At 72.0% G+C, this 18783-nt stretch carries 14 protein-coding genes; 5 read left to right on the forward strand and 9 right to left on the reverse strand.

The window, feature by feature from the left end; genetic code table 11:
• Positions 1 to 274 precede the first annotated feature (274 nt).
• On the reverse strand, positions 275 to 4435 hold the full coding sequence (locus E1298_RS18525) for a wHTH domain-containing protein (RefSeq protein WP_131894875.1): 4161 nt from the start codon (positions 4433 to 4435) through the stop codon (positions 275 to 277).
• Between the two features lie 153 nt (positions 4436 to 4588).
• On the opposite strand from E1298_RS18525, the gene E1298_RS18530 reads away from it, so the two are divergent.
• Both E1298_RS18530 and E1298_RS18535 read left to right on the forward strand, forming a co-directional pair.
• Positions 4589 to 4777, forward strand: coding sequence for a hypothetical protein (locus tag E1298_RS18530; protein ID WP_131894877.1), 189 nt, complete (start codon positions 4589 to 4591; stop codon positions 4775 to 4777).
• Complete coding sequence (locus E1298_RS18535; protein ID WP_131894878.1) at positions 4774 to 5571, forward strand: SDR family oxidoreductase; 798 nt, start codon at positions 4774 to 4776, stop codon at positions 5569 to 5571. The genes E1298_RS18530 and E1298_RS18535 overlap by 4 nt, the downstream gene beginning before the upstream one ends.
• A 64-nt stretch (positions 5572 to 5635) precedes the next feature.
• On the opposite strand, the gene gndA is transcribed toward E1298_RS18535, so the two are convergent.
• Positions 5636 to 7063 carry an NADP-dependent phosphogluconate dehydrogenase gene (gndA, locus tag E1298_RS18540; protein WP_131894880.1) on the reverse strand — a complete coding sequence of 476 codons (1428 nt, stop codon included), beginning with the start codon at positions 7061 to 7063 and terminating at the stop codon, positions 5636 to 5638.
• A 169-nt stretch (positions 7064 to 7232) separates the two neighbouring features.
• Here gndA and E1298_RS18545 point away from each other — a divergent pair, with 169 nt between their 5' ends.
• On the forward strand, positions 7233 to 7982 hold the full coding sequence (locus tag E1298_RS18545; RefSeq protein ID WP_131894882.1) for a beta-phosphoglucomutase family hydrolase: 750 nt from the start codon (positions 7233 to 7235) through the stop codon (positions 7980 to 7982).
• A gap of 91 nt (positions 7983 to 8073) precedes the next feature.
• The gene (locus E1298_RS18550; RefSeq protein ID WP_131894884.1) at positions 8074 to 10470 is read left to right on the forward strand and encodes a glycoside hydrolase family 65 protein; all 2397 of its coding nucleotides are present in this window, start codon (positions 8074 to 8076) and stop codon (positions 10468 to 10470) included.
• 40 nt (positions 10471 to 10510) lie between these two features.
• Here the strand turns inward: E1298_RS18550 and soxR are convergent, their stop codons facing one another.
• The 6 genes from soxR to E1298_RS18580 form a co-directional block, all read right to left on the reverse strand.
• Entirely contained in the window at positions 10511 to 11080 is a 570-nt protein-coding gene (gene soxR / locus E1298_RS18555) for a redox-sensitive transcriptional activator SoxR (RefSeq protein ID WP_131894886.1), read from the reverse strand.
• A 124-nt stretch (positions 11081 to 11204) separates the two neighbouring features.
• Complete coding sequence (locus E1298_RS18560) at positions 11205 to 13022, reverse strand: phosphoenolpyruvate carboxykinase (GTP) (protein WP_131894888.1); 1818 nt, start codon at positions 13020 to 13022, stop codon at positions 11205 to 11207.
• 176 nt (positions 13023 to 13198) lie between these two features.
• On the reverse strand, positions 13199 to 14269 hold the full coding sequence (locus E1298_RS18565; RefSeq protein ID WP_131894890.1) for an ABC transporter ATP-binding protein: 1071 nt from the start codon (positions 14267 to 14269) through the stop codon (positions 13199 to 13201).
• Complete coding sequence (locus E1298_RS18570) at positions 14251 to 15072, reverse strand: ABC transporter permease (RefSeq protein ID WP_131894892.1); 822 nt, start codon at positions 15070 to 15072, stop codon at positions 14251 to 14253. Before E1298_RS18570 ends, E1298_RS18565 begins: the two co-directional genes overlap by 19 nt.
• 22 nt (positions 15073 to 15094) lie before the next feature.
• Positions 15095 to 15871 carry a molybdate ABC transporter substrate-binding protein gene (modA, locus tag E1298_RS18575; RefSeq protein ID WP_131894894.1) on the reverse strand — a complete coding sequence of 259 codons (777 nt, stop codon included), beginning with the start codon at positions 15869 to 15871 and terminating at the stop codon, positions 15095 to 15097.
• Positions 15872 to 15898: 27 nt separating this feature from the next.
• The gene (locus E1298_RS18580; RefSeq protein ID WP_131894896.1) at positions 15899 to 16345 is read right to left on the reverse strand and encodes a TOBE domain-containing protein; all 447 of its coding nucleotides are present in this window, start codon (positions 16343 to 16345) and stop codon (positions 15899 to 15901) included.
• A gap of 183 nt (positions 16346 to 16528) precedes the next feature.
• On the opposite strand from E1298_RS18580, the gene E1298_RS18585 reads away from it, so the two are divergent.
• The gene (locus tag E1298_RS18585; RefSeq protein ID WP_131894898.1) at positions 16529 to 17542 is read left to right on the forward strand and encodes an alpha/beta hydrolase; all 1014 of its coding nucleotides are present in this window, start codon (positions 16529 to 16531) and stop codon (positions 17540 to 17542) included.
• A 46-nt stretch (positions 17543 to 17588) separates the two neighbouring features.
• Here E1298_RS18585 and E1298_RS49520 read toward each other — a convergent pair whose 3' ends face one another.
• Complete coding sequence (locus tag E1298_RS49520; protein ID WP_207944708.1) at positions 17589 to 18728, reverse strand: nucleoside 2-deoxyribosyltransferase domain-containing protein; 1140 nt, start codon at positions 18726 to 18728, stop codon at positions 17589 to 17591.
• Between the last annotated feature and the right edge of the window lie 55 nt (positions 18729 to 18783).

Consider the following 18783-nt stretch of genomic DNA (forward strand, 5'->3'; position numbering starts at 1 on the left):
CCCCCTCCTCCTCCACGCGCCCAGCGCGACCAGCGCCCCCATCCCCGCCGCCACCACGTTCAACACACCGCCGACCACCGGCGCCAGCTCCACGATCGTCCCCATGCCCATCCGCTCCCATCGCGTCCCTCACTGACAGAAGCAGCGTGCGCCGGAGTTGTCCCCTGTGTCCGTGCCCGGGTGTGATGGGGTGGCGGCCGGCCGTGGATCACGGCTTTGACCTGCGCACTTTCCATCTACGACGGCACATTTGCGCACGCCTGGCGCATGCCCGCTACGGGGCCCGGGGCAGCCTCCGCAGGGCTTCGGCGACGCTCTCTTGGACGTCGGGAACGTCCATGCCCAGCCACCGCAGCCGCGCGGCCGCCTCCTCAACACTCATCCCCGTCCTTCGCGAGGCTCGAAGCAGATGTAGGAGCGGGACCGGCTCGTCGACGTCCAGCCAATTGGTGGTGCCGTTCTGCGTCTGACGCATCAGAACGATGTCCTTGGGATCCGTGTTCGGGCGCGGTTCCTCCAGAAGGGACATGCCGTACCGCGCAAGCCGCTCAGCCACATTCTGCGGAGGGAGGCCGAGGTCGGCCGAAGCTCGGACGAGGTGACCGCGGCTCACCAGCGTTCCCGGATCCAGCCAGGGGTAGTTTCCGTTGATCACCTTGGACAGCACACGAGGAGTTGCATCGTCCACACCCTCCGGCAGCCCGTCCTGCGGCACATCGAGTCCGTACTCCGCCAAGCGTGCCGCTGCCCTGTCAGGCGGCACGCCTGCCTTGGCACTGACAATCAGCAAGCGAGACATAGCGATTGGCCGGTCAGGCGACCACCATGGGGGCGCGCCATCGCCGTCGCGACTCAACAGCGCCATGTCCTTATCGGACACTTGCGGCGGCAGGGAAGCAGCCACAGGAATCCCGTATCCGGTCAATCTCGCCGCGATCTCTGAAAGATCAAGGCCGAGCTCCAGTGCCGCTTGAACGATGAACCCCGGAGGAAGGGGAGAGCGGGGATCGCAGCGGCCTTGGTCCCGGCCAAAGGACCACCGGAAAAGAACGATATCCTCAGCCGATGGGCGATCGGGCAGCGCTCTCCGCTCGACCTGAAAGCCAAAGTCGGCCATTCTCTCCGCCACTTCCGCCACTGAAAGCCCGAGATTCCCCGCCGCCTGAATAATATGGGAAGCGGGCAGCGGAAGAGTTTTGCGCTCGTTCCGGCAATCCGGAATCCGGTTCAGCAGCCGAAGATCTCGCTCATCCAGAGTTCCGGTGGCAGGGTCTTCAGGAAGCACGCGAAAGCCGTAGTTCGACATCCTGCGCCTGGTCTCGGGGAAGCTGATGCCGTACTGAAGTGCCACCGCGGCGAGATGCCTCGGAGGGACCGGTTCGCCAACATGCCACCAGAGGGGCTTGCCGTTCGCCGCCATGCTGAGCAAGGCCAGATCCACCCGATCGACGTCGACGCCAGCACCGAAGCACCCTGGATCGACTTCCCGGTAACCGAGCGAGAGGGCCCGGCGAGCGACCTGACGGGGTGAAGTGCCGGTGAGCATGGCAATCCACAAGATGTGGCCTGGATGAACTCTAAAATCCTCTCGTTGCCATTCCCAGTCGCTCACCCTAGCCGGTTCGTTGCTCGATATGAATCCCCGATTACCGCCAATGAGAAGAGCGTCCGACGGAGTCGCCGCGAGTACGCCCGGGAGCCCATCCACCTTAATTCGGTCGAGCTCCTCGCTAGCACCGTGAGCGATGAGGCGCCACAGGAGCACGTGATCCGGCACGTATGAACCAAAATCCCGGTACCAGAGAATAGACGCCCCCTCTTCAGGAAGGCGCAGCTGTTCGTCTTTCTCCATGACAAGGTAGGAGTCTTGGAGAAAGCACCCGACGCGAGACACGTCGAGGTGCTCGAAGCGGTTTCTGACGGCGGTTCCGGCGGCCGCGGCGGCCTCCGCGACGAGGTCGCCCACGCGGGGTCCGGCCGCAGTCACCAGGCTGAGCCAGCGAACATCGAGCAGCTCGCGTCCCACGGACACCAGTTCCCCGGCGGCGGCACGAAGAAGGCTCTCCACGTCGGCCGACACGTCGTCCAGGACCTTCCTGCGATCGACCGAGAGCTGCTTCGGTGCGTGCTCGCCGGTGAGGTTCACCACCACCCCGTGCAGAACCTTGTCGCCCAACCCCGCGAAAACCCCGTGACGGACGGACGGCCTGACATGCAGGCCGTCCACCAGGAGTCCCCCGCCCTTCTCGCACCAGACGACCTGGCCTCCCCGGCCATCGCTCCAGGGCACCAGCTCACCGCTGACGTTGAGCCCGTCGTCCTCCCAGGACGGCTGCACGCGCGGTTTCAGCACTCCGGGTTCCCAGCGTTCCTCCTGCATCCCGTGCCGCGCCCGGGTCTCGAACTCGGCGATCCCGAGCAGGCGGCGCAGCTCTTCTACACAGGACGGCGCCTTCTCCCCTTCCCGAAGGAATAGCCGCACCGAGGTACCCGGAGGACGGTCGCCCGGGAGATGTTCGATGCGGAACAGGTGGCCCGGACCGAAGATGGAGACCTTGAGCGTCGGGTGGGACCGGTGGCCGCGGTCGAGCGGGCGGGTGATGACCTCGATCTCGTCCGCGATCATGAAGTAGCTCAGGACGCCGATACCAAACCGGCTGTTGGCGTGGAACGGGATCGGCGGATCGGAGCTCTGCCAGTCGGCCGACTCGACGAGGAACTCCGTGGTGTCGGTGAAGCGCGTACCGGCCTGCGCGAAGACGTCGGTGAGGACGGTCTCCGTCATGCCGATCCCGTTGTCGAGGCATTCCAGGTAGGCGCGGCCGTTCTCGTCCACGTCCTGGGTGAACCGGATGCGGCCCTTCCAGTCCTCCCGCCAGTCTCCCTGGCTGCGGTAGGCGAGGCGGGCCCTGCGGTAGCGGCAGGCGTCCAGCGCGTTCTGGTACAGCTCGCGGACGGCCAGGCCGCGATCCTGGTAGAGCTGCTCCCCCATCAGCAGGTCCTGGACGCGGCGCTCGTCGAGCCGGAACCGGCTGACGCGCTGGAAGATCGGGCGTCCGTCGTCGTCGGTCCTGGGTGTGACGCCCTCGGCGGACGCGCGGGAGGGCAGCCGCGTGAGCACCTGCATCGTGGAATGGTCGCCGCACCCCTGCCGGATCGTGTGCAGGAGGGCGTCCACCTGGCCCGCGTACTGGCGCAGCCCCTTGAGTTCTGCGGGATGGTGGCATTCGGCGCCCAGGACCAGGCAGTCGGACTGGAGCACCCACTTCGCCCGGTCGAGGACGGTCGCGCGCAGCTCGGGCAGGGTGACCGGATGCGGGATGCCCAGGTGCCGGGCGACGATGTCGGGCAGCCGGACGAGATCGAGCGTCAGCGCGTAGGAGACTGTGAGGACCTGGCCGATCAGCAGCTCCCGGACGCGCTGCTCGTGCGGCTCTCCCGCGAACAGCACGATCTCGAACTGCGGCGCGTTCTTGCGGTCGGTGTCCCCCAGCTCGGACAGGTCGAGCCGGAGCGCCGCCAGGAACCGCTGGACGGTCTTGGCGTCCAGCACCTCGTCGCGCATGCGGGGGTCGGGGGTCTCCACGGCGTCCAGGAGTTCCCGGACGGCGCCCAGCCGGTAGGACTGCGGGAAGCGCGCGACCCAGCGGTGGAACAGCCACCAGCCGATCTCGGTCGCGGCGGGATCGCGGTCCGGAAGCCTGCGGGCCCGGGCCCGGTCGACCATCTCCCGCTGCCCGCCAAGGAAGGTCTCGTACTCCCGGCGCGGCCCGTCGCCCCGGCCGGTGCCGAGGTCGAGGGGATCGACCGCGCGGAGCCCGGCGAGCGTCCGGACCAGGTGGGTGTGGTGCAGCAGCGGGACGAGCACCAGCAGCGCGGCCTCCGCCGGGGAGAGGTCGCACATGGCCTCGGCGAGGGAGGTCCGTAGCAGCCAGTCGGTCCATCGGGTGAAGCGGGCGGCCAGTTCGGTGTCGAGCCAGGGATCGTCGTCCAGGGTCGCTTCGGCCTCGGAGCAGAGCGTTCCGAGGCGTTGGGCGATGGCGGCCGTCGCCTCCTGGAAGGACGAGGCGTCGCGCTGGGCGTCGACCAGCGTCCACGCGATGTGACCCGCGACCTGGGCCGCCCAGGGGTGCGCGGACGGCTCGGCCTGCGCCGTCCTCGCCTCCTCGTACAGCCGGGCGGCGGCGCGGACGTCGCCGTCGCCGCCGTCCATGGCTCTGACGAGGTCTTCGAGCTGCCGTCCGTCGACCGGGAGCCGCCGGCCGCGCAGCCAGTCGTTGATGTAGGACGCGGATTCGATGTGCATCTCGGCGGCGATGTCGCGGCGGCTCTTCTGGCCGTTGTCGCGGTGGACGCGATCGAGGAGCTCCAGGAGGCGGCGGTGCGGGCCGTCCTGGGGCCAGTTCGTCTGATCGATCCGCTGCCCACGCCCCACGCCGCCTCCCGTTGCCGTCCGGGAACCTCTCTACACCGCCCATAGGCGGCGGACCACCCGAAGTCCGCAACCGGGTCGCGGGAGCGGGTTAGGGACGTCCTGTTCGGTAAGAACGTGCTGGACGAACCGTTCAGCTCACGAGGGGACAGTCCGATGGTGAACAAGAGTGATCCGGCCGACCGGGGACCCGGGGCCAGTTCAGGGCAGGAGGAGCAGCCGCGCGCGCGGGTCGTCCCGGGGACGGGGAGCGCGGCCGAGGGCTATGAGCCCGCGGACGCGGGGGGCGGCACCAAGGCGGGCGACCCGATCGCCGGGGTGGAGAAGGAGCCGGACGAGTCGTGAGCGGCTACGACCGGGTGGCGATCATCACGGGGGCCGACTCGGGGATCGGGAAGGCCACCGCGGTCGCGATGGCGCGGCGGGGGTTCGATGTCGGGATCACCTACCGGTCCGACCGGGAGGGGGCCGAGGGCACGGCGCGGGAGGTCGCCGACGCCGGGCGGCGGGCGGCCGTGCGGCGGCACGACCTGGCCGATCCCGTCGCGGCGGCCGGGGTCGTGGACGAGCTGGCGGACGAGCTGGGCGGTGCCGGCGTCCTGGTCAACAACGCCGGGACGGGGAGCGCGCGGCCGGTGCTCGACATGGGGTTCGAGGAGTGGCGCGAGGTCCTGTCGGTCGATCTCGACGGGGCGTTCCTGTGCGCCCAGCGGGCGGCGCGGCGGATGATCGACCGGGGCGAGGGCGGACGGATCGTCAACGTGACGAGCGTCCACGAGGAGTACCCGCGGGTCGGGTCGGGGCCGTACTGCGCGGCCAAGGGCGGCCTGAAGATGCTGGCCCGGGTGCTGGCGCTGGAGCTGTCGCAGTACCAGATCACGGTCAACACGGTGGCGCCCGGGGAGATCGCGACGCCGATGACCGGGCAGCACGAGCAGCCGCCGGAGCCGGAGAGCCGGCCCGGGTACCCGCTGGCCAGGCCGGGGCACGCGCGGGAGGTCGCGGAGGCGATCGCGTTCCTGGCCGGTCCCGGGGCGTCCTACGTCACGGGCGCGTCGCTGTTCGTGGACGGCGCGCTCGGCCTCATGGGGCCGCAGGCGGCGGGGGCCCTGGACTCGCCCGACTGGCGCGAGGGCTGACACGCCGCCCCGGCGCGAAGCCGGACCGCCCCGGCGCGAAGCCGGAGCGGCGGTCCGGTCGTCGTCAGGTCCCGACCTCCGTGCGGTCGCCGCCCCAGAGGGTGTGGAAGGAGCCGTCGCGGTCGACGCGGCGGTAGGTGTGGGCGCCGAAGAAGTCGCGCTGGCCCTGGGTGAGCGCGGCGGGCAGGCGGTCGGCGCGCAGCGAGTCGTAGTAGGCCAGGGCGGTGGCGAAGCCGGGCGCCGGGATGCCGAGGCGGGTGGCGGTGACGACCACCTCGCGCCAGGCGTCCTGGGCGTCGCCGACGGCCTCGGCGAAGTGGGCGTCGGTGAGCAGGGTGGGCGTGTGCGGGTCGGCCTCGTAGGCGGCGCGGATGCGGTCGAGGAAGCGGGCGCGGATGATGCAGCCGTCGCGCCAGATCGTGGCCATGGCGCCGGGGTCGATGTTCCAGCCGTACTCGGCGCTGCCCGCCTGGATCTCGTGGAAGCCCTGCGCGTACGCGACGATCTTGGAGGCGTAGAGGGCCTTCTCCACGGCGTCGGCGAAGCCCGCTCCGGCGCCGCCGCCGGTGCGCGCCGGGCCGGGCAGGTTCCGGGACGCCTCGCGCAGGTCGGCGTGGCCGGAGACGGAGCGGGCGAAGACGGCCTCGGCGATGCCGCCGACCGGGACGCCGAGGTCGAGGGCCGTCTGGACCGTCCAGCGGCCGGTGCCCTTCTGCTCGGCCTGGTCGAGGACGACGTCCACGAACGGCCCGCCGGTGGCGGCGTCGGTGTGCGCCAGGACCTCGGCGGTGATCTCGATGAGGTAGGACTCCAGGCGGCCGGTGTTCCAGGTGCGGAACACCTCGGCGATCTCGGCGGGCGCGAGCCCGGCGGCGCGGCGCAGCAGGTCGTAGGACTCGGCGATCAGCTGCATGTCGGAGTACTCGATGCCGTTGTGCACCATCTTGACGAAGTGCCCGGCGCCGTCCGGGCCGACGTGGGTGCAGCAGGGCGTCCCGTCCACCTTGGCGGAGATGTCCTCCAACAGTGGTCCGAGGGCCGCGTAGGACTCCGGCGAGCCGCCGGGCATGATGCTCGGCCCGTTCAGCGCACCCTCCTCGCCGCCGGAGATCCCGGTGCCGACGAAGTGGACGCCGCGCTCGCGGAGAGACGCCTCGCGGCGGCGGGTGTCGGCGAAGTGCGCGTTGCCGCCGTCCACGATCATGTCGCCGGGCTCCAGCAGCGGCGCGAACTCCTCGATGACCGCGTCGGTGGGCGCCCCGGCCTTGACCATGACGACCAGGCGGCGGGGCCGTTCGAGGGACGCCACGAACTGCTCGGGCGTCTCCGCGGGAAGGAAGGTCCCCTCGTCGCCGAACTCCTCCACCAGGGCCTTGGTCCTGGCGGAGGTGCGGTTGTGGACCGCGACGGGATGGCCGTGCCGGGCCAGGTTGCGGGCCAGGTTCCGGCCCATCACCGCAAGCCCCGTGACGCCGATGCGCGCCTGCTCCATTGGCTCTGTCCTCCTCGTATGCGACCCTGACCAAGGGGTTGTACGTGGATCTTGGATGCCCCGTTCGAACGCAACCGGCTCGCGCAGGGTGTTGTTCCGCGCAGGTCCGGGTTCTTTGCTCCCGGCGCGGGAACGGGGTTCTTCGATACTGACATTCTCAGGGGGTGCGATGCTGGGACTGCCCAACGAGGCGCAGGCGTGTCTCTTCGATCTCGACGGGGTGCTGACCCGGACGGCCGCGGTGCACGCCGCCGCGTGGAAGGAGATGTTCGACGGCTTCCTGCGCGACCGGGCGCGGCGGACGGGCGAGAAGTTCGTCCCGTTCGACCCGGTGAAGGACTACGGGGAGTACGTCGACGGCAAGAAGCGCGAGGACGGCACGCGCTCGTTCCTGCGGTCGCGCGGCATCGAGCTTCCGGAGGGGTCGCCGGACGACCCGCCGGAGACCGAGTCCATCCGGGGGCTCGGCAACCGCAAGAACACGCTCGTCCTCGCGCTCATCGAGGAGAAGGGCGTGGAGGTGTTCGACGGCTCGATCGGCTACGTCCGCGCGGCCAGGGAGGCAGGGCTGAAGACGGCGGTGGTGTCGTCCAGCGCCAACACCGTCCAGGTGCTGAGGACGGTCGGCATCGCCGACCTGTTCGACGCGCGCGTGGACGGCGTGGTGGCGGCCGAGCGCGACCTGCCCGGCAAGCCGGCGCCCGACATGTTCCTCGCCGGGGCGCGGGAGGTGGGCGTCCCCGCGGCGAACGCGGTGGTGTTCGAGGACGCGCTCGCCGGGGTCGAGGCGGGCCGCGCCGGAGGGTTCGCCTACGTGGTGGGCGTGAACCGGGTCGACGGCGAGCACGCGGCGGCGCTCGCCGCGCACGGCGCGGACGTGGTGGTCGGCGACCTGTCCGAGCTGCTGGAGGACAAGTGAGCGAAGCGAACCAGAAAGCAGAGCACTGGAGGTCACGCATGGCCGAGCCGCTAGGCGAGGCGGCTTCCGAGCCGCTAGGCGAGGAGGCAGCGTGACTGAGGGGCAGGCGACCAGTGCCGAGCGGCCCGTCTACCTGGTGGAGCCGTGGTGCGTGCGGGAGCCCGAGCTGCGGCTGGACCGGCTGGCGCAGAGCGAATCGGTCTTCGCCCTGTCGAACGGGCATCTCGGCATGCGCGGCAACCTGGACGAGGGGGAGCCGCACGGGCTGCCGGGCACCTACCTCAACTCCTTCTACGAGCAGCGGCCGCTGCCGCAGGCGGAGGTCGCGTACGGCTACCCCGAGTCCGGGCAGACGGTCATCAACGTCACCAACGGCAAGGTGATCCGGCTGCTGGTGGACGACGAGCCGTTCGACGTGCGGTACGGCCGCGTCCACCACCACGAGCGGGTGCTGGACATGCAGGCGGGCACGCTCACGCGGCACGTGGAGTGGACGTCGCCGGCCGACCGGAGGGTCAAGGTCACCTCGATCCGGATGGTGTCGCTGACGCAGCGGGCGGTCGCGGCGATCTGCTACGAGATCGAGCCGGTGGACGCGGCCGTCCGGGTGGTGGCGCAGTCGGAGCTGGTGGCGAACGAGGCGCTGCCGGACGGCGGCAAGGACCCGCGCTCCTCGGCGATCCTGGACCATCCGCTGATCAGCGAGGAGCACGTCGCCAACGGCACGAAGGTGCTGCTGCTGCACCGCACCCGGCAGAGCGGGCTGCGGATGGCGGCGGGCATGTCGCATCAGATCGCGGGCCCCGAGTCGATGGCCGTCGACACCGAGAGCTCGCCGGACGTGGGGCGGCTGACGGTCGCGACGCGCCTGGAGCCAGGGCAGAAGCTCCGCATCGTCAAGTACCTGGCGTACGGGTGGTCCAGCCAGCGGTCCCGCCCGGCGCTGCACGACCAGGTGGTCGGGGCGCTGGCGGGGGCGCGGCAGACGGGCTGGGACGGCCTGCTGAAGGAGCAGCGCACCTACCTGGACGACTTCTGGTGCGGCGCGGACGTGGAGGTCGACGGCGACGCGGAGATCCAGCAGGCCGTCCGGTTCGGGCTGTTCCACGTCCTCCAGGCGGGCGCGCGCGCTGAGCGGCGCATGATCCCGGCCAAGGGGCTGACCGGTCCCGGCTATGACGGGCACACGTTCTGGGACACCGAGACCTTCGTCCTCCCCGTACTGACCTACACCTCCCCGGGTGCCGCCGCCGACGCGCTCGCCTGGCGGCAGATGACCCTTCCGCTGGCCGTCGAGCGCGCCAACCAGCTCGGCCTGAGCGGTGCCGCGTTCCCCTGGCGGACGATCCGCGGCCACGAATGCTCGGGCTACTGGCCCGCGGGCACGGCCGCGTTCCACATCAACGCCGACATCGCCGACGCCGTCGTCCGGTACGTCGACGCCACGCAGGACGAGCGGTTCGAGCGGGAGGTCGGCCTGGAGATCCTGGTGGAGACGGCCCGGCTGTGGCGGAGCCTCGGCCACCACGACGTCGGCGGCGTCTTCCGCATCGACGGGATCACCGGCCCCGACGAGTACAGCGCCATCGTGGACAACAACATCTACACCAACCTGATGGCGCGCCGGAACCTCCAGGCGGCGGCCGAGACCGCGATGCGCCACCCCGACCTGGCCGACCGGCACGGGGTGAACGCCGAGGAGGCCGCGTCGTGGCGGGACGCCGCCGCGGCCATGCTGATCCCCTACGACGACCGGCTGGGCGTCCACCCGCAGAGCGAGAACTTCACCAACCACGCCCGCTGGGACTTCGCGGCCACCAAACCCGACCACTACCCCCTGCTGCTGAACTACCCCTACTTCGACCTGTACCGCAAGCAGGTGGTCAAGCAGGCGGACCTCGTCCTGGCCCTGCACCTGTGCGGGGAGGCGTTCACCGAGGAGCAGAAGGTCCGCGACTTCGACTACTACGAGGGGCTGACCGTCCGGGACTCCTCGCTGTCGGCGCAGACGCAGGCGGTCGTGGCGGCCGAGGTCGGGCAGCTGGAGCTGGCGCACGACTACCTCGGCGAGACCGCGCTGATGGACCTGCACGACCTGAACCGCAACACCCGCGACGGGCTGCACATCGCCTCGATGGCGGGCGCGTGGAGCGGGCTGGTCGCGGGGTTCGGCGGGATGCGCGCGGGCGGCGGGCGGCTGCGGTTCGCGCCTCGGCTGCCGGGCGGCATCAGCCGCCTGGCGTTCCGAATGTGGTACCGGGGCAACCGGCTGCGGATCAACGTGACCGCCGAGGCGGCCTGCTACGAGCTGCTGGAGGGCCCCGGCCTCAAGCTGTCGCACCACGGCGAGGAGTTCACGCTGGCGGACGAGCCGGCCGAGCTTCCGATCACGCAGATCCCGGCTCGTCCCGCACCCACCCAGCCCGTGGGACGGGAACCCGCGCCACGCCGCATCGACCCCCACGGCCGCGCCCCAGGCGGCGGCTGACCCCGAGGCCGGGAGGGCGGACGGAACCCGGGACGGGCGGTCAGGGTTCGGGGACGCAGACGGGGGCGCAGGTTTCGGGTGGGTCCTGTGCCTTGCCTGCGGCGGCCCTGGTCGGACGGCACGTCGAGCCGGTCTGCGCGCCGGCGGTGTCCGGGGGGTCCACGAGGAGGCAGCGCGGGCCGGGGCCCTCGTCGCCGAGCCGGTCGTAGGGGTTGGCGAGGGCGCACTTGCTGATCGACAAGCAGCCGCAGCCGATGCACTCGGTGAGGTCGTCGCGCAGCCGTTCGAGCTGGGAGATGCGCAGGTCCAGGTCGCTGCGCCACCGTTCGGAGAGCCGCGCCCAGTCGTCCACCGTGGGGGTGCGCTCGTCGGGCAGGGTGCCGAGGGCGTCCTTGATCTCGCTCAGCGGGATGCCGACCCGCTGCGACACCTTGATGAACGACACCCGGCGCAGCGTGTCGCGGGCGAACCGCCGCTGGTTGCCCGCCGTGCGGCGGCTGTTGATCAGCCCCTTGGCCTCGTAGAAGTGCAGGGCGGAGACCGCCACGCCGCTCCGCTCGGCGAGCTGGCCGACCGTCAGTTCGTGTACCCGGTGCTCTAGCCGCGTCATGTCCTGAATCCTACGCGACCTCAACTTGAGTTGAGGTTCAGCCGGGGTCCTTGTCCTTCCGCGACGCGCGCCCGCCCTCCGGCGGAAGGCACGGAGGGCGGGCGCGGAGGGGCCTTCGGGACGGTCACGCCTCCAGGCGGCGCACCAGGTCGTGGTACTCGTCCCACAGCGCCTGCGGCAGGTGGTCGCCGAAGGTCTCGAAGTGGGCGGGGACCAGGGCGGCTTCCTGCTTCCACACCTCGGTGTCGACCGACAGCAGCGTGTCGAGGTCGGCCTCGTCGATGGACAGGCCATCGGTGTCGAGCGCGTCCTTGGTCGGCAGGTGCCCGATCGGGGACTTGACCGCGTCGGCCTGGCCGTTGAGGCGCTCCACGATCCACTTCAGGACGCGGCTGTTCTCGCCGAAGCCGGGCCAGATGAACTTGCCGTCGGCGTTCTTGCGGAACCAGTTGACGTAGTAGATGCGCGGCAGCTTCTCGGCCTCGGTGGCCTTGCCGATCTCCAGCCAGTGGCCGAAGTAGTCGCCCATGTTGTAGCCGCAGAACGGCAGCATGGCGAACGGGTCGCGGCGCAGCTCGCCGACCTTGCCCTCGGCGGCGGCGGTCTTCTCCGAGGCCACGTTGGCGCCGAGGAACACGCCCTGCTGCCAGTCGAAGGACTCGGTGACCAGCGGCACCGCAGACGCGCGGCGGCCGCCGAACAGGATCGCCGAGATCGGGACGCCCTTGGGGTCCTCCCACTCGTCGGCGATGATCGGGCACTGCCCGGCGGGGGTGGTGAAGCGGGCGTTGGGGTGGGCGGCCGGCGTCTCGGACGCGGGCGTCCAGTCGTTGCCCTTCCAGTCGGTCAGGTGCGCGGGCGGCTCGTCGGTGAGGCCCTCCCACCACACGTCGCCGTCGTCGGTGAGCGCGACGTTGGTGAAGATGCTGTTGCCCCACAGCGTCTTGACGGCGTTGGCGTTGGTGCCCTCGCCGGTGCCCGGCGCGACGCCGAAGAACCCGGCCTCGGGGTTGATCGCGTAGAGGCGGCCGTCGTCGCCGAAGCGCATCCAGGCGATGTCGTCGCCGATGGTCTCGACCTTCCAGCCCGGGACGGTCGGCTCCAGCATGGCGAGGTTGGTCTTGCCGCAGGCGGAGGGGAACGCGGCGGCGACGTAGCGGGTCTCGCCCTTCGGCGGCGTCAGCTTGAGGATGAGCATGTGCTCGGCCATCCAGCCCTCGTCGCGGGCCATGGTCGAGGCGATGCGCAGCGCGTAGCACTTCTTGCCCAGCAGCGCGTTGCCGCCGTAGCCGGACCCGTAGGACCAGATCTCGCGGGTCTCGGGGAAGTGCGAGATGTACTTGGTGGAGCTGCACGGCCACGGCACGTCGGCCTGGCCCGGCTCCAGCGGGGCGCCGACGGAGTGGACGGCCTTGACGAAGGAGCCGCGCTCCTCGATGAGGCGCAGCGCGCCCTCGCCCATCCGGGTCATGATCCTCATCGAGACCGCGACGTAGGGCGAGTCGGTGATCTCCACGCCGAGCTGGGAGATCTTTCCGCCCAGGGGGCCCATGCAGAAGGGCACCACGTACATGGTGCGGCCCTTCATGCAGCCGGCGAACAGCTCGCCGAAGGTCCGGCGCATCTCGGCGGGCGCGATCCAGTTGTTGGTGGGGCCGGCGTCCTGCTCCCGCTCGGAGCAGATGAACGTCCGGTCCTCGACGCGCGCGACGTCGCTCGGGTCGGAGGCGGCGTAGAAGCTGTTGGGCCGCTTGGCCGGGTCGAGCCGCTTGAAGGTGCCCTGCTCGACGAGGAGGCCGGTCAGGCGCTCCCACTCGTCGTCCGAGCCGTCGCACCACTCGACGCGGTCGGGCCTGGTCAGCTCGGCGATCCCGCGTACCCAGTCAATCAGTTCGGGGTGACCGGTAGGGGTCTGGTCGAGGCCGGGGACCTGGTTGGACACGGGCAACTCCTTCAGCTGTTCGCAGATCTTTGCATGATGAACAAGACCCGCCGTTTTTGCCATTTGGTCTGGACCAATCCAGTCCCCCTTTGGGCCTTCCCGATGCCTTTTGTGATTGATATCACCTGTGTACGGGCGCCAAGGGCGGCGTGCCGCCGCCCCCGGCATGGAGGCGCTCAAGCTGGGTAAACGTGGGTCTCGGTGGCCTTCACGGCCGCCCATATGAGGCTGCCCTCCGACAATTGGAGCTCGGCCACCGCCGCCGGAGTCACTTCGGCGACGGCCGGGAAAGGCGGCCCCGACAGCTGTACCCGGACGCGGTCCCCCTGCCGTTCGATCGCGTCGACGCGCGTGCGCCAGAGGTTGCGGGGGCTCCCGTCGGGACGGCTCCGGTACAGGGCCACCGCGGATGGCGCGAACGCCAGGAAGACCTCACCTTGGAGTGAGTCCACTGTGTCGAGCGTCCCGGGACCGTCCCCGATCACGACGGTCCCGGCGTCCGCCCGTCCCCGGTAGAGGTTCAGGCCGACCAGGCGGGCGACGTAGTCGGTGCGGGGGCGCCGGGCGACCTCGGCGGGCGTCCCCTGCTGGACGAGCCGTCCGTCCTCCACGACGACGATGCGGTCGGCCAGCACCATCGCGTCCAGCGGATCGTGGGTGACGAGCACGGCCGCGCCCGCGAACCCGGCCAGGTGGCGGCGCAGTGCGGCCCGGATCTCCAGGCGGGTGTGGGCGTCGAGGGCGGCGAGCGGCTCGTCCAGCAGGAGCAGGCCGGGCCGGACGGCCAGCGCCCGGGCGAGCGCGACGCGCTGGGCCTGCCCGCCCGACAGCGTCCCGGGCCGGGCGGCGGCGTGCCCGGCGAGCCCGACCCGCTCCAGCCACTCGGCGGCCCGGCGCCGCGCCGCGCGCTTGCCGGCGCCCTGGCAGCGCGGCCCGAACGCGACGTTGTCCAGGGCGCTGAGGTGCGGGAAGAGCCGGTAGTCCTGGAAGACCATGCCGATCCCCCGGCGCTCGGCGGGCAGCGGGCGCAGGTCCGTCCCGTCCACGGTGATGTGCCCGCCCGCCATCGGGACGAGCCCGGCCAGGGCGCGCAGCGCGGTGCTCTTGCCCGCGCCGTTCGGACCGAGCAGCGCGAGAACCTCGCCGGGCGCGGCCCTGAGCGCGAGGTCGAGGCCGAACGCGCCGCGCCGCACGACCAGCCGCGCGTCCAGCCCCCCGGCGCCGTCCGTCACGAGGTGCTCACCCACCGGTCCCTGAGCACCGCCAGCACCAGCACCGAGACCGCGAGCAGCACGAGGCTGAGCACGATCGCGGCCTGCGGGTCGGTCTCCAGCGCCAGGTAGACGGCGAGGGGCATGGTCTGCGTCCGGCCGGGGAAGTTGCCCGCGAAGGTGATCGTCGCGCCGAACTCGCCGAGCGCCCGCGCCCAGCACAGGATCGCCCCGGCCGCGATGCCGGGCGCGACGAGCGGCAGCGTGACCCGGTGGAAGATCGTCCAGCGGGTGGCGCCCAGGGTGGCGGCGGCCTCCTCGTAGCGCAGGTCGGCGGCGCGCAGCGCGCCCTCGACGCTGATCACCAGGAACGGCATCGCCACGAACGTCTCGGCCAGGACGACCCCGGCCGTGGTGAACGGGAACGTGATGCCGAACGCGGCGTCCAGCGGGCCGCCGACGAGGCCGCGCCGCCCGAGCACCAGCAGCAGCGCCACGCCGCCGACGACCGGGGGCAGCACCAGCGGCACCGTGACCAGGGCGCGGACGAGCCGGGCGCCGGGGAACGGGACGCGGGCCAGCACCCACGCGAGCGGGACGCCGAACAGCAGGCACAGGCAGGTGGCCAGGGTGGCGCTGACCAGCGAGAGCCGCAGCGCCTCCAGCACCTGCGGCTCGGCCAGCCGGGTGCCGAGCGTCGACCACGGCGCGCGGACGAGCAGCCCCGCGAGCGGCAGCACCAGGAAGACGAGCCCGGCGAGCGCGGGCAGGACGAGGATCCACGGCGGACGGCCGGGCAGCCGGTCGTCCCGCGCCCGCCGGTCGCGCCTGGCTCTCATGCCCACCACGGACGGAACGGGGTCACGGTGCCTCGAACCCCGCCTGGGTCAGCACGGTCCTGCCCTGTCCCCCGAGCACCAGCCCGATGAACTCCTTCGCCAGCGCGGCCTGCGGCGCCTTGGCGACCTCGGCGATCGGATAGCCGTTGACCGCGGTGGCCGCCTCGGCGAACTCGATCCCCCTGACCTGTGGCGCCGCCGCCCTGGCGTCGGTGCGGTAGACGAGCCCGGCGTCGGCCTCGCCCAGCCGCACCTTGGTGAGGACGGCCTTCACGTCCTGCTCCCGCGAGACCGGCCTGACCCGGACTCCGGCCGCGTCCAGCGCCTTCTTCGCCGCCGCCCCGCACGGCACCTGCTCGGCGCACAGGACGATCTTGAGGCCGGGGCGGGACAGGTCGCGCACCCCGCCCACCTTGCCGGGATCGTCCTTCGGGACGGCGATGACGAGGCGGTTCTTGGTGAACACGCGGGGCGCCCCGGCCGCGTCGCCGGCGTCGACGACCGTCTTCATGGTGGCGGGGCTGGCGGCGGCGAACACGTCCACGGGGGCGCCCTGCGTGATCTGCCGCGCGAGCGCGGAGCTGCCGCCGAAGTTGAACCTGACCTTCACGCCGGGGTGCGCGCCCTCGAAGGTCTTGCCCAGGGAGGTGAACGTCTCGGTGAGGGAGGCGGCGGCGAACACCGTCAGCGTCCGGCCGCCACCGCCCGTGCCGGACGATGTGCCGTCGCCGGTGTCGCCGCACCCTGCCAGCACCGCGACCAGCAGGGACACGACGGCCACCGGAGCGCGCTTGGACAACGTTTCTCCTCAAGGGGGACGCCGGGGTCAGCCCGGCTCGGACACTTCGACGACGACGTTCGTGGACTTCACGACGGCCTCGGCGACCACGCCGACCCGCAGCCCGAGCTCGTCCGCCGCCTCGCGGCTCATCAGCGAGACCACCCGGAACGGGCCCGCCTGGATCTCCACCTGGGCCATCACCCCGTCCCGGAGGACCTCGGTGACGATCCCGCGCATCCGGTTGCGCGCCGAGGAGAACCGCTCGCCCTGGTCGGACGATCCGGACCCTCCGGAGGACCCGGATGCGCCGCCCTGGCCGCCGCTCCGGCGCGCCTGATCGCGCACGAACGCGGCCAGCTCGGCGCCCGGCACCCTCCGGTGGCCGTGCTCGTCCCGCTCGGCCGGGAGGCGCCCGCCGTCCACCCAGCGCCGGACGGTGTCCGCGCTCACCCCGAGCAACGCGGCCGCCTCGCTGATCCTGAACGTCGTCACGAGGCAAGCCTAGCCGCTCGCACATGCAAGCTGGAATCGCCACCGTCGCCAGATGTGCGAGGCAAAATGGGAACTCACCCTTGTAAATGCGGCAAGCGCCCCTGACCGTCGCCCGGGGGCGCCTTCCGCCCCGCCGCGCCCGGATGTCACCATCTACTTACTTCGTCGAGGCGAGGAGGACGCGTGACGCCCGGACGGCCCGCCACCCTGGTGATCGAACGGCATGCGACGGCGAGCCTGCGCTCGCGGGCGGTCTCGGCGGGCGTGCGGCGCCTGCTGCGGCCCCGGCTGGCGAGGCTCGCGGCGCGGCCCCTGGACGACGCGGCGCTCAAGCGCCTCGCCGCGCTCGACCGGCTCGCCGCGCGGACGCGCCCGCCGCGCGGAACCCGCACACAGAAGGTGCCCTTCGACGGCTTCGGCGCGGAATGGGTCCGGGGCCCCGGCGCGTCGCCGCGCCTCGACAAGGTGATCCTCTACCTGCACGGCGGCGGATGGGTCTCGTGCGGCCTCAACACGCACCGGCGCATGGTCGCCTGGTTCAGCGCCGCGGCCGGGGTGCCCGCGCTCTCGGTGGACTACCGGATGATCCCGGCCGTCCCGTTCGAGCGGGAGGTCGAGGACTGCGTCACCGCCTACCGGTGGCTGCTGGAGGAGCGGGGCGTCGCGCCCCGCGACATCGTCGTCATGGGCGACTCGGCGGGCGGGTACCTGACGTTCGCGACCGCCCTGCGCGCCCGCGACGAGGGGCTGCCGATGCCGGCCGCGCTCGCGGCGCTGTCCCCGATGTTCGACATGGACCTGACCGGCAAGCTGGCGCACGCGAACATGAGGCTGGACCCGTCCGCCCCCGGCGCACTGCTGGAGCGGCTGGTCGAGGGGTTCCTCGGCCATCTCGACCTCGCCGACCCGGCGGTCTCCCCGGTGCGGGCCGACCTGTCCGGGCTGCCGCCCGTCCTGCTGACGGCGGGCTCCACCGAGCTGCTCTACCGCGACTCCGAGATCATGGCGCGGCGGCTGGCCGAGGCGGGCGTCCCCGTGACGCTGCAGGTGTGGGACCGGCAGCTCCACGTGTTCCAGATGTTCGGGCCGCTGCTGCCGGAGTCGCGGTCCTCGATCGCCGCGCTCGGCACGTTCGTCCGGGACGCCTACGCCCGCGCCTCCGACGCCGCCGCCGTCGACACCGCCTCGGCCAGTTGACCTGGACCACGCTTGAGGTCCTGCCGCCGGGCCCGTACCCGCCGGTCTACTCGTCGCCGTCCGCGAGGGCCTCGGCGATCATTCCGAGCGTCGCCCAGTCCACGAGCCGCTCCCGCCTGATCCGGCCGAACGCGGCGACCTCCACGTGGGTGACCTCGCTGTCGGCCGCCAGCCCGTGCGGCCCCGAACCGTTCAGCCGCGCCAGCTCGTCCGCCGTGACCCGGGCGGAGAACAGGTGCGCCCGGTGCGCCGTCAGTGTGGCGTTCACCTGCCGCGCCCCGTGCTCGCGCAGCCGTCCGGGCGCGAGGACGAGCCCGGTCTCCTCCGCCACCTCGTCCAGCGCCGTCCGGGCCGGCCCGCCCGTCCCGGAGCCGCCGGGCAGCTCGTGGACGAACCCGTCCGCCGCCGCGCCCGCGCTCCGGAACTCCCGGACGAGCACCACCTCGGTCTCGTCGAGCGTCGCGCCCGCGCGGTAGAGGACGACGACGGAGACGTCCGGCCGCCCGACCACGATCTCGTTGTCCTTCACGCGGCCCTCGGCCGTCACCCGCACCCGGACGTGCAGGCCCCAGCACACGTCGAAGCGGAAGACGACCCGCGCGCCGAGCAGGACGTTCCCGGCGCCGCGCTGCGCCGCGTACCAGCGCTGGAACGGCTCCTCGCGCCACAGCAGCAGCGGGACCTCGCGCTCCCCGCCCGTCCTGGACGCGCCCGGCCCGATCCGTTCGAGGGCGGCGGCGACCGTCCCCGGCAGGTCCGCCGCCACCGGGACGCCGAACTTGGCCGCGTAGTGCAGCAGGTAGCGGTTGCCGGGCGCCTCGGGCGGGGCGCCGAACACCACCCGCCCGCTGTCGTGCCACATCCCCCACTCCACGTTGGTGGTGAACGCGGGCATGGTCGCGGGCTCGCGCGGCACGTAGAAGAGCACCTCGTCCGACAGGTGCAGGCACCGCTCCTCCCACTCGACCTGGCCGGCGTGGTCGCCGTACCGCCGGTCCCGGGCCTCGGGCACGAAGACCACGAGCGTCCCGTCCCCCCGCCAGCGGCCGCGCAGCTCGGCGACCGCGCCCGGCCGCCATGACGCGACGTCGTCCGAGCGGGGCGTGGGCCCGGCCAGGAAGACGGCGGCCCGCCACCGGTCCGGCGGCTCCTCCCGCGCGTGCACGACCACGACCTCGGACGCCATGCGGCCGTTCCCCTCTTCCGCCGTGCTTGGAGCGATCCCCTCCGGGTAAAGGGTT

This window comes from Actinomadura rubrisoli (assembly GCF_004349215.1).
GTDB classification, from domain to species: domain Bacteria; phylum Actinomycetota; class Actinomycetes; order Streptosporangiales; family Streptosporangiaceae; genus Spirillospora; species Spirillospora rubrisoli.

What these genes read in the sequence shown, in the direction of transcription:
- E1298_RS18530 (WP_131894877.1), top strand. Translation starts at nt 4,589, where the DNA reads ATGGTGAACAAGAGTGATCCGGCCGACCGGGGACCCGGGGCCAGTTCA.
- gndA (WP_131894880.1), bottom strand. Translation starts at nt 7,063, where the DNA reads ATGGAGCAGGCGCGCATCGGCGTCACGGGGCTTGCGGTGATGGGCCGG.
- E1298_RS18545 (WP_131894882.1), top strand. Translation starts at nt 7,233, where the DNA reads ATGCTGGGACTGCCCAACGAGGCGCAGGCGTGTCTCTTCGATCTCGAC.
- soxR (WP_131894886.1), bottom strand. Translation starts at nt 11,080, where the DNA reads ATGACGCGGCTAGAGCACCGGGTACACGAACTGACGGTCGGCCAGCTC.
- E1298_RS18570 (WP_131894892.1), bottom strand. Translation starts at nt 15,072, where the DNA reads ATGAGAGCCAGGCGCGACCGGCGGGCGCGGGACGACCGGCTGCCCGGC.
- E1298_RS49520 (WP_207944708.1), bottom strand. Translation starts at nt 18,728, where the DNA reads ATGGCGTCCGAGGTCGTGGTCGTGCACGCGCGGGAGGAGCCGCCGGAC.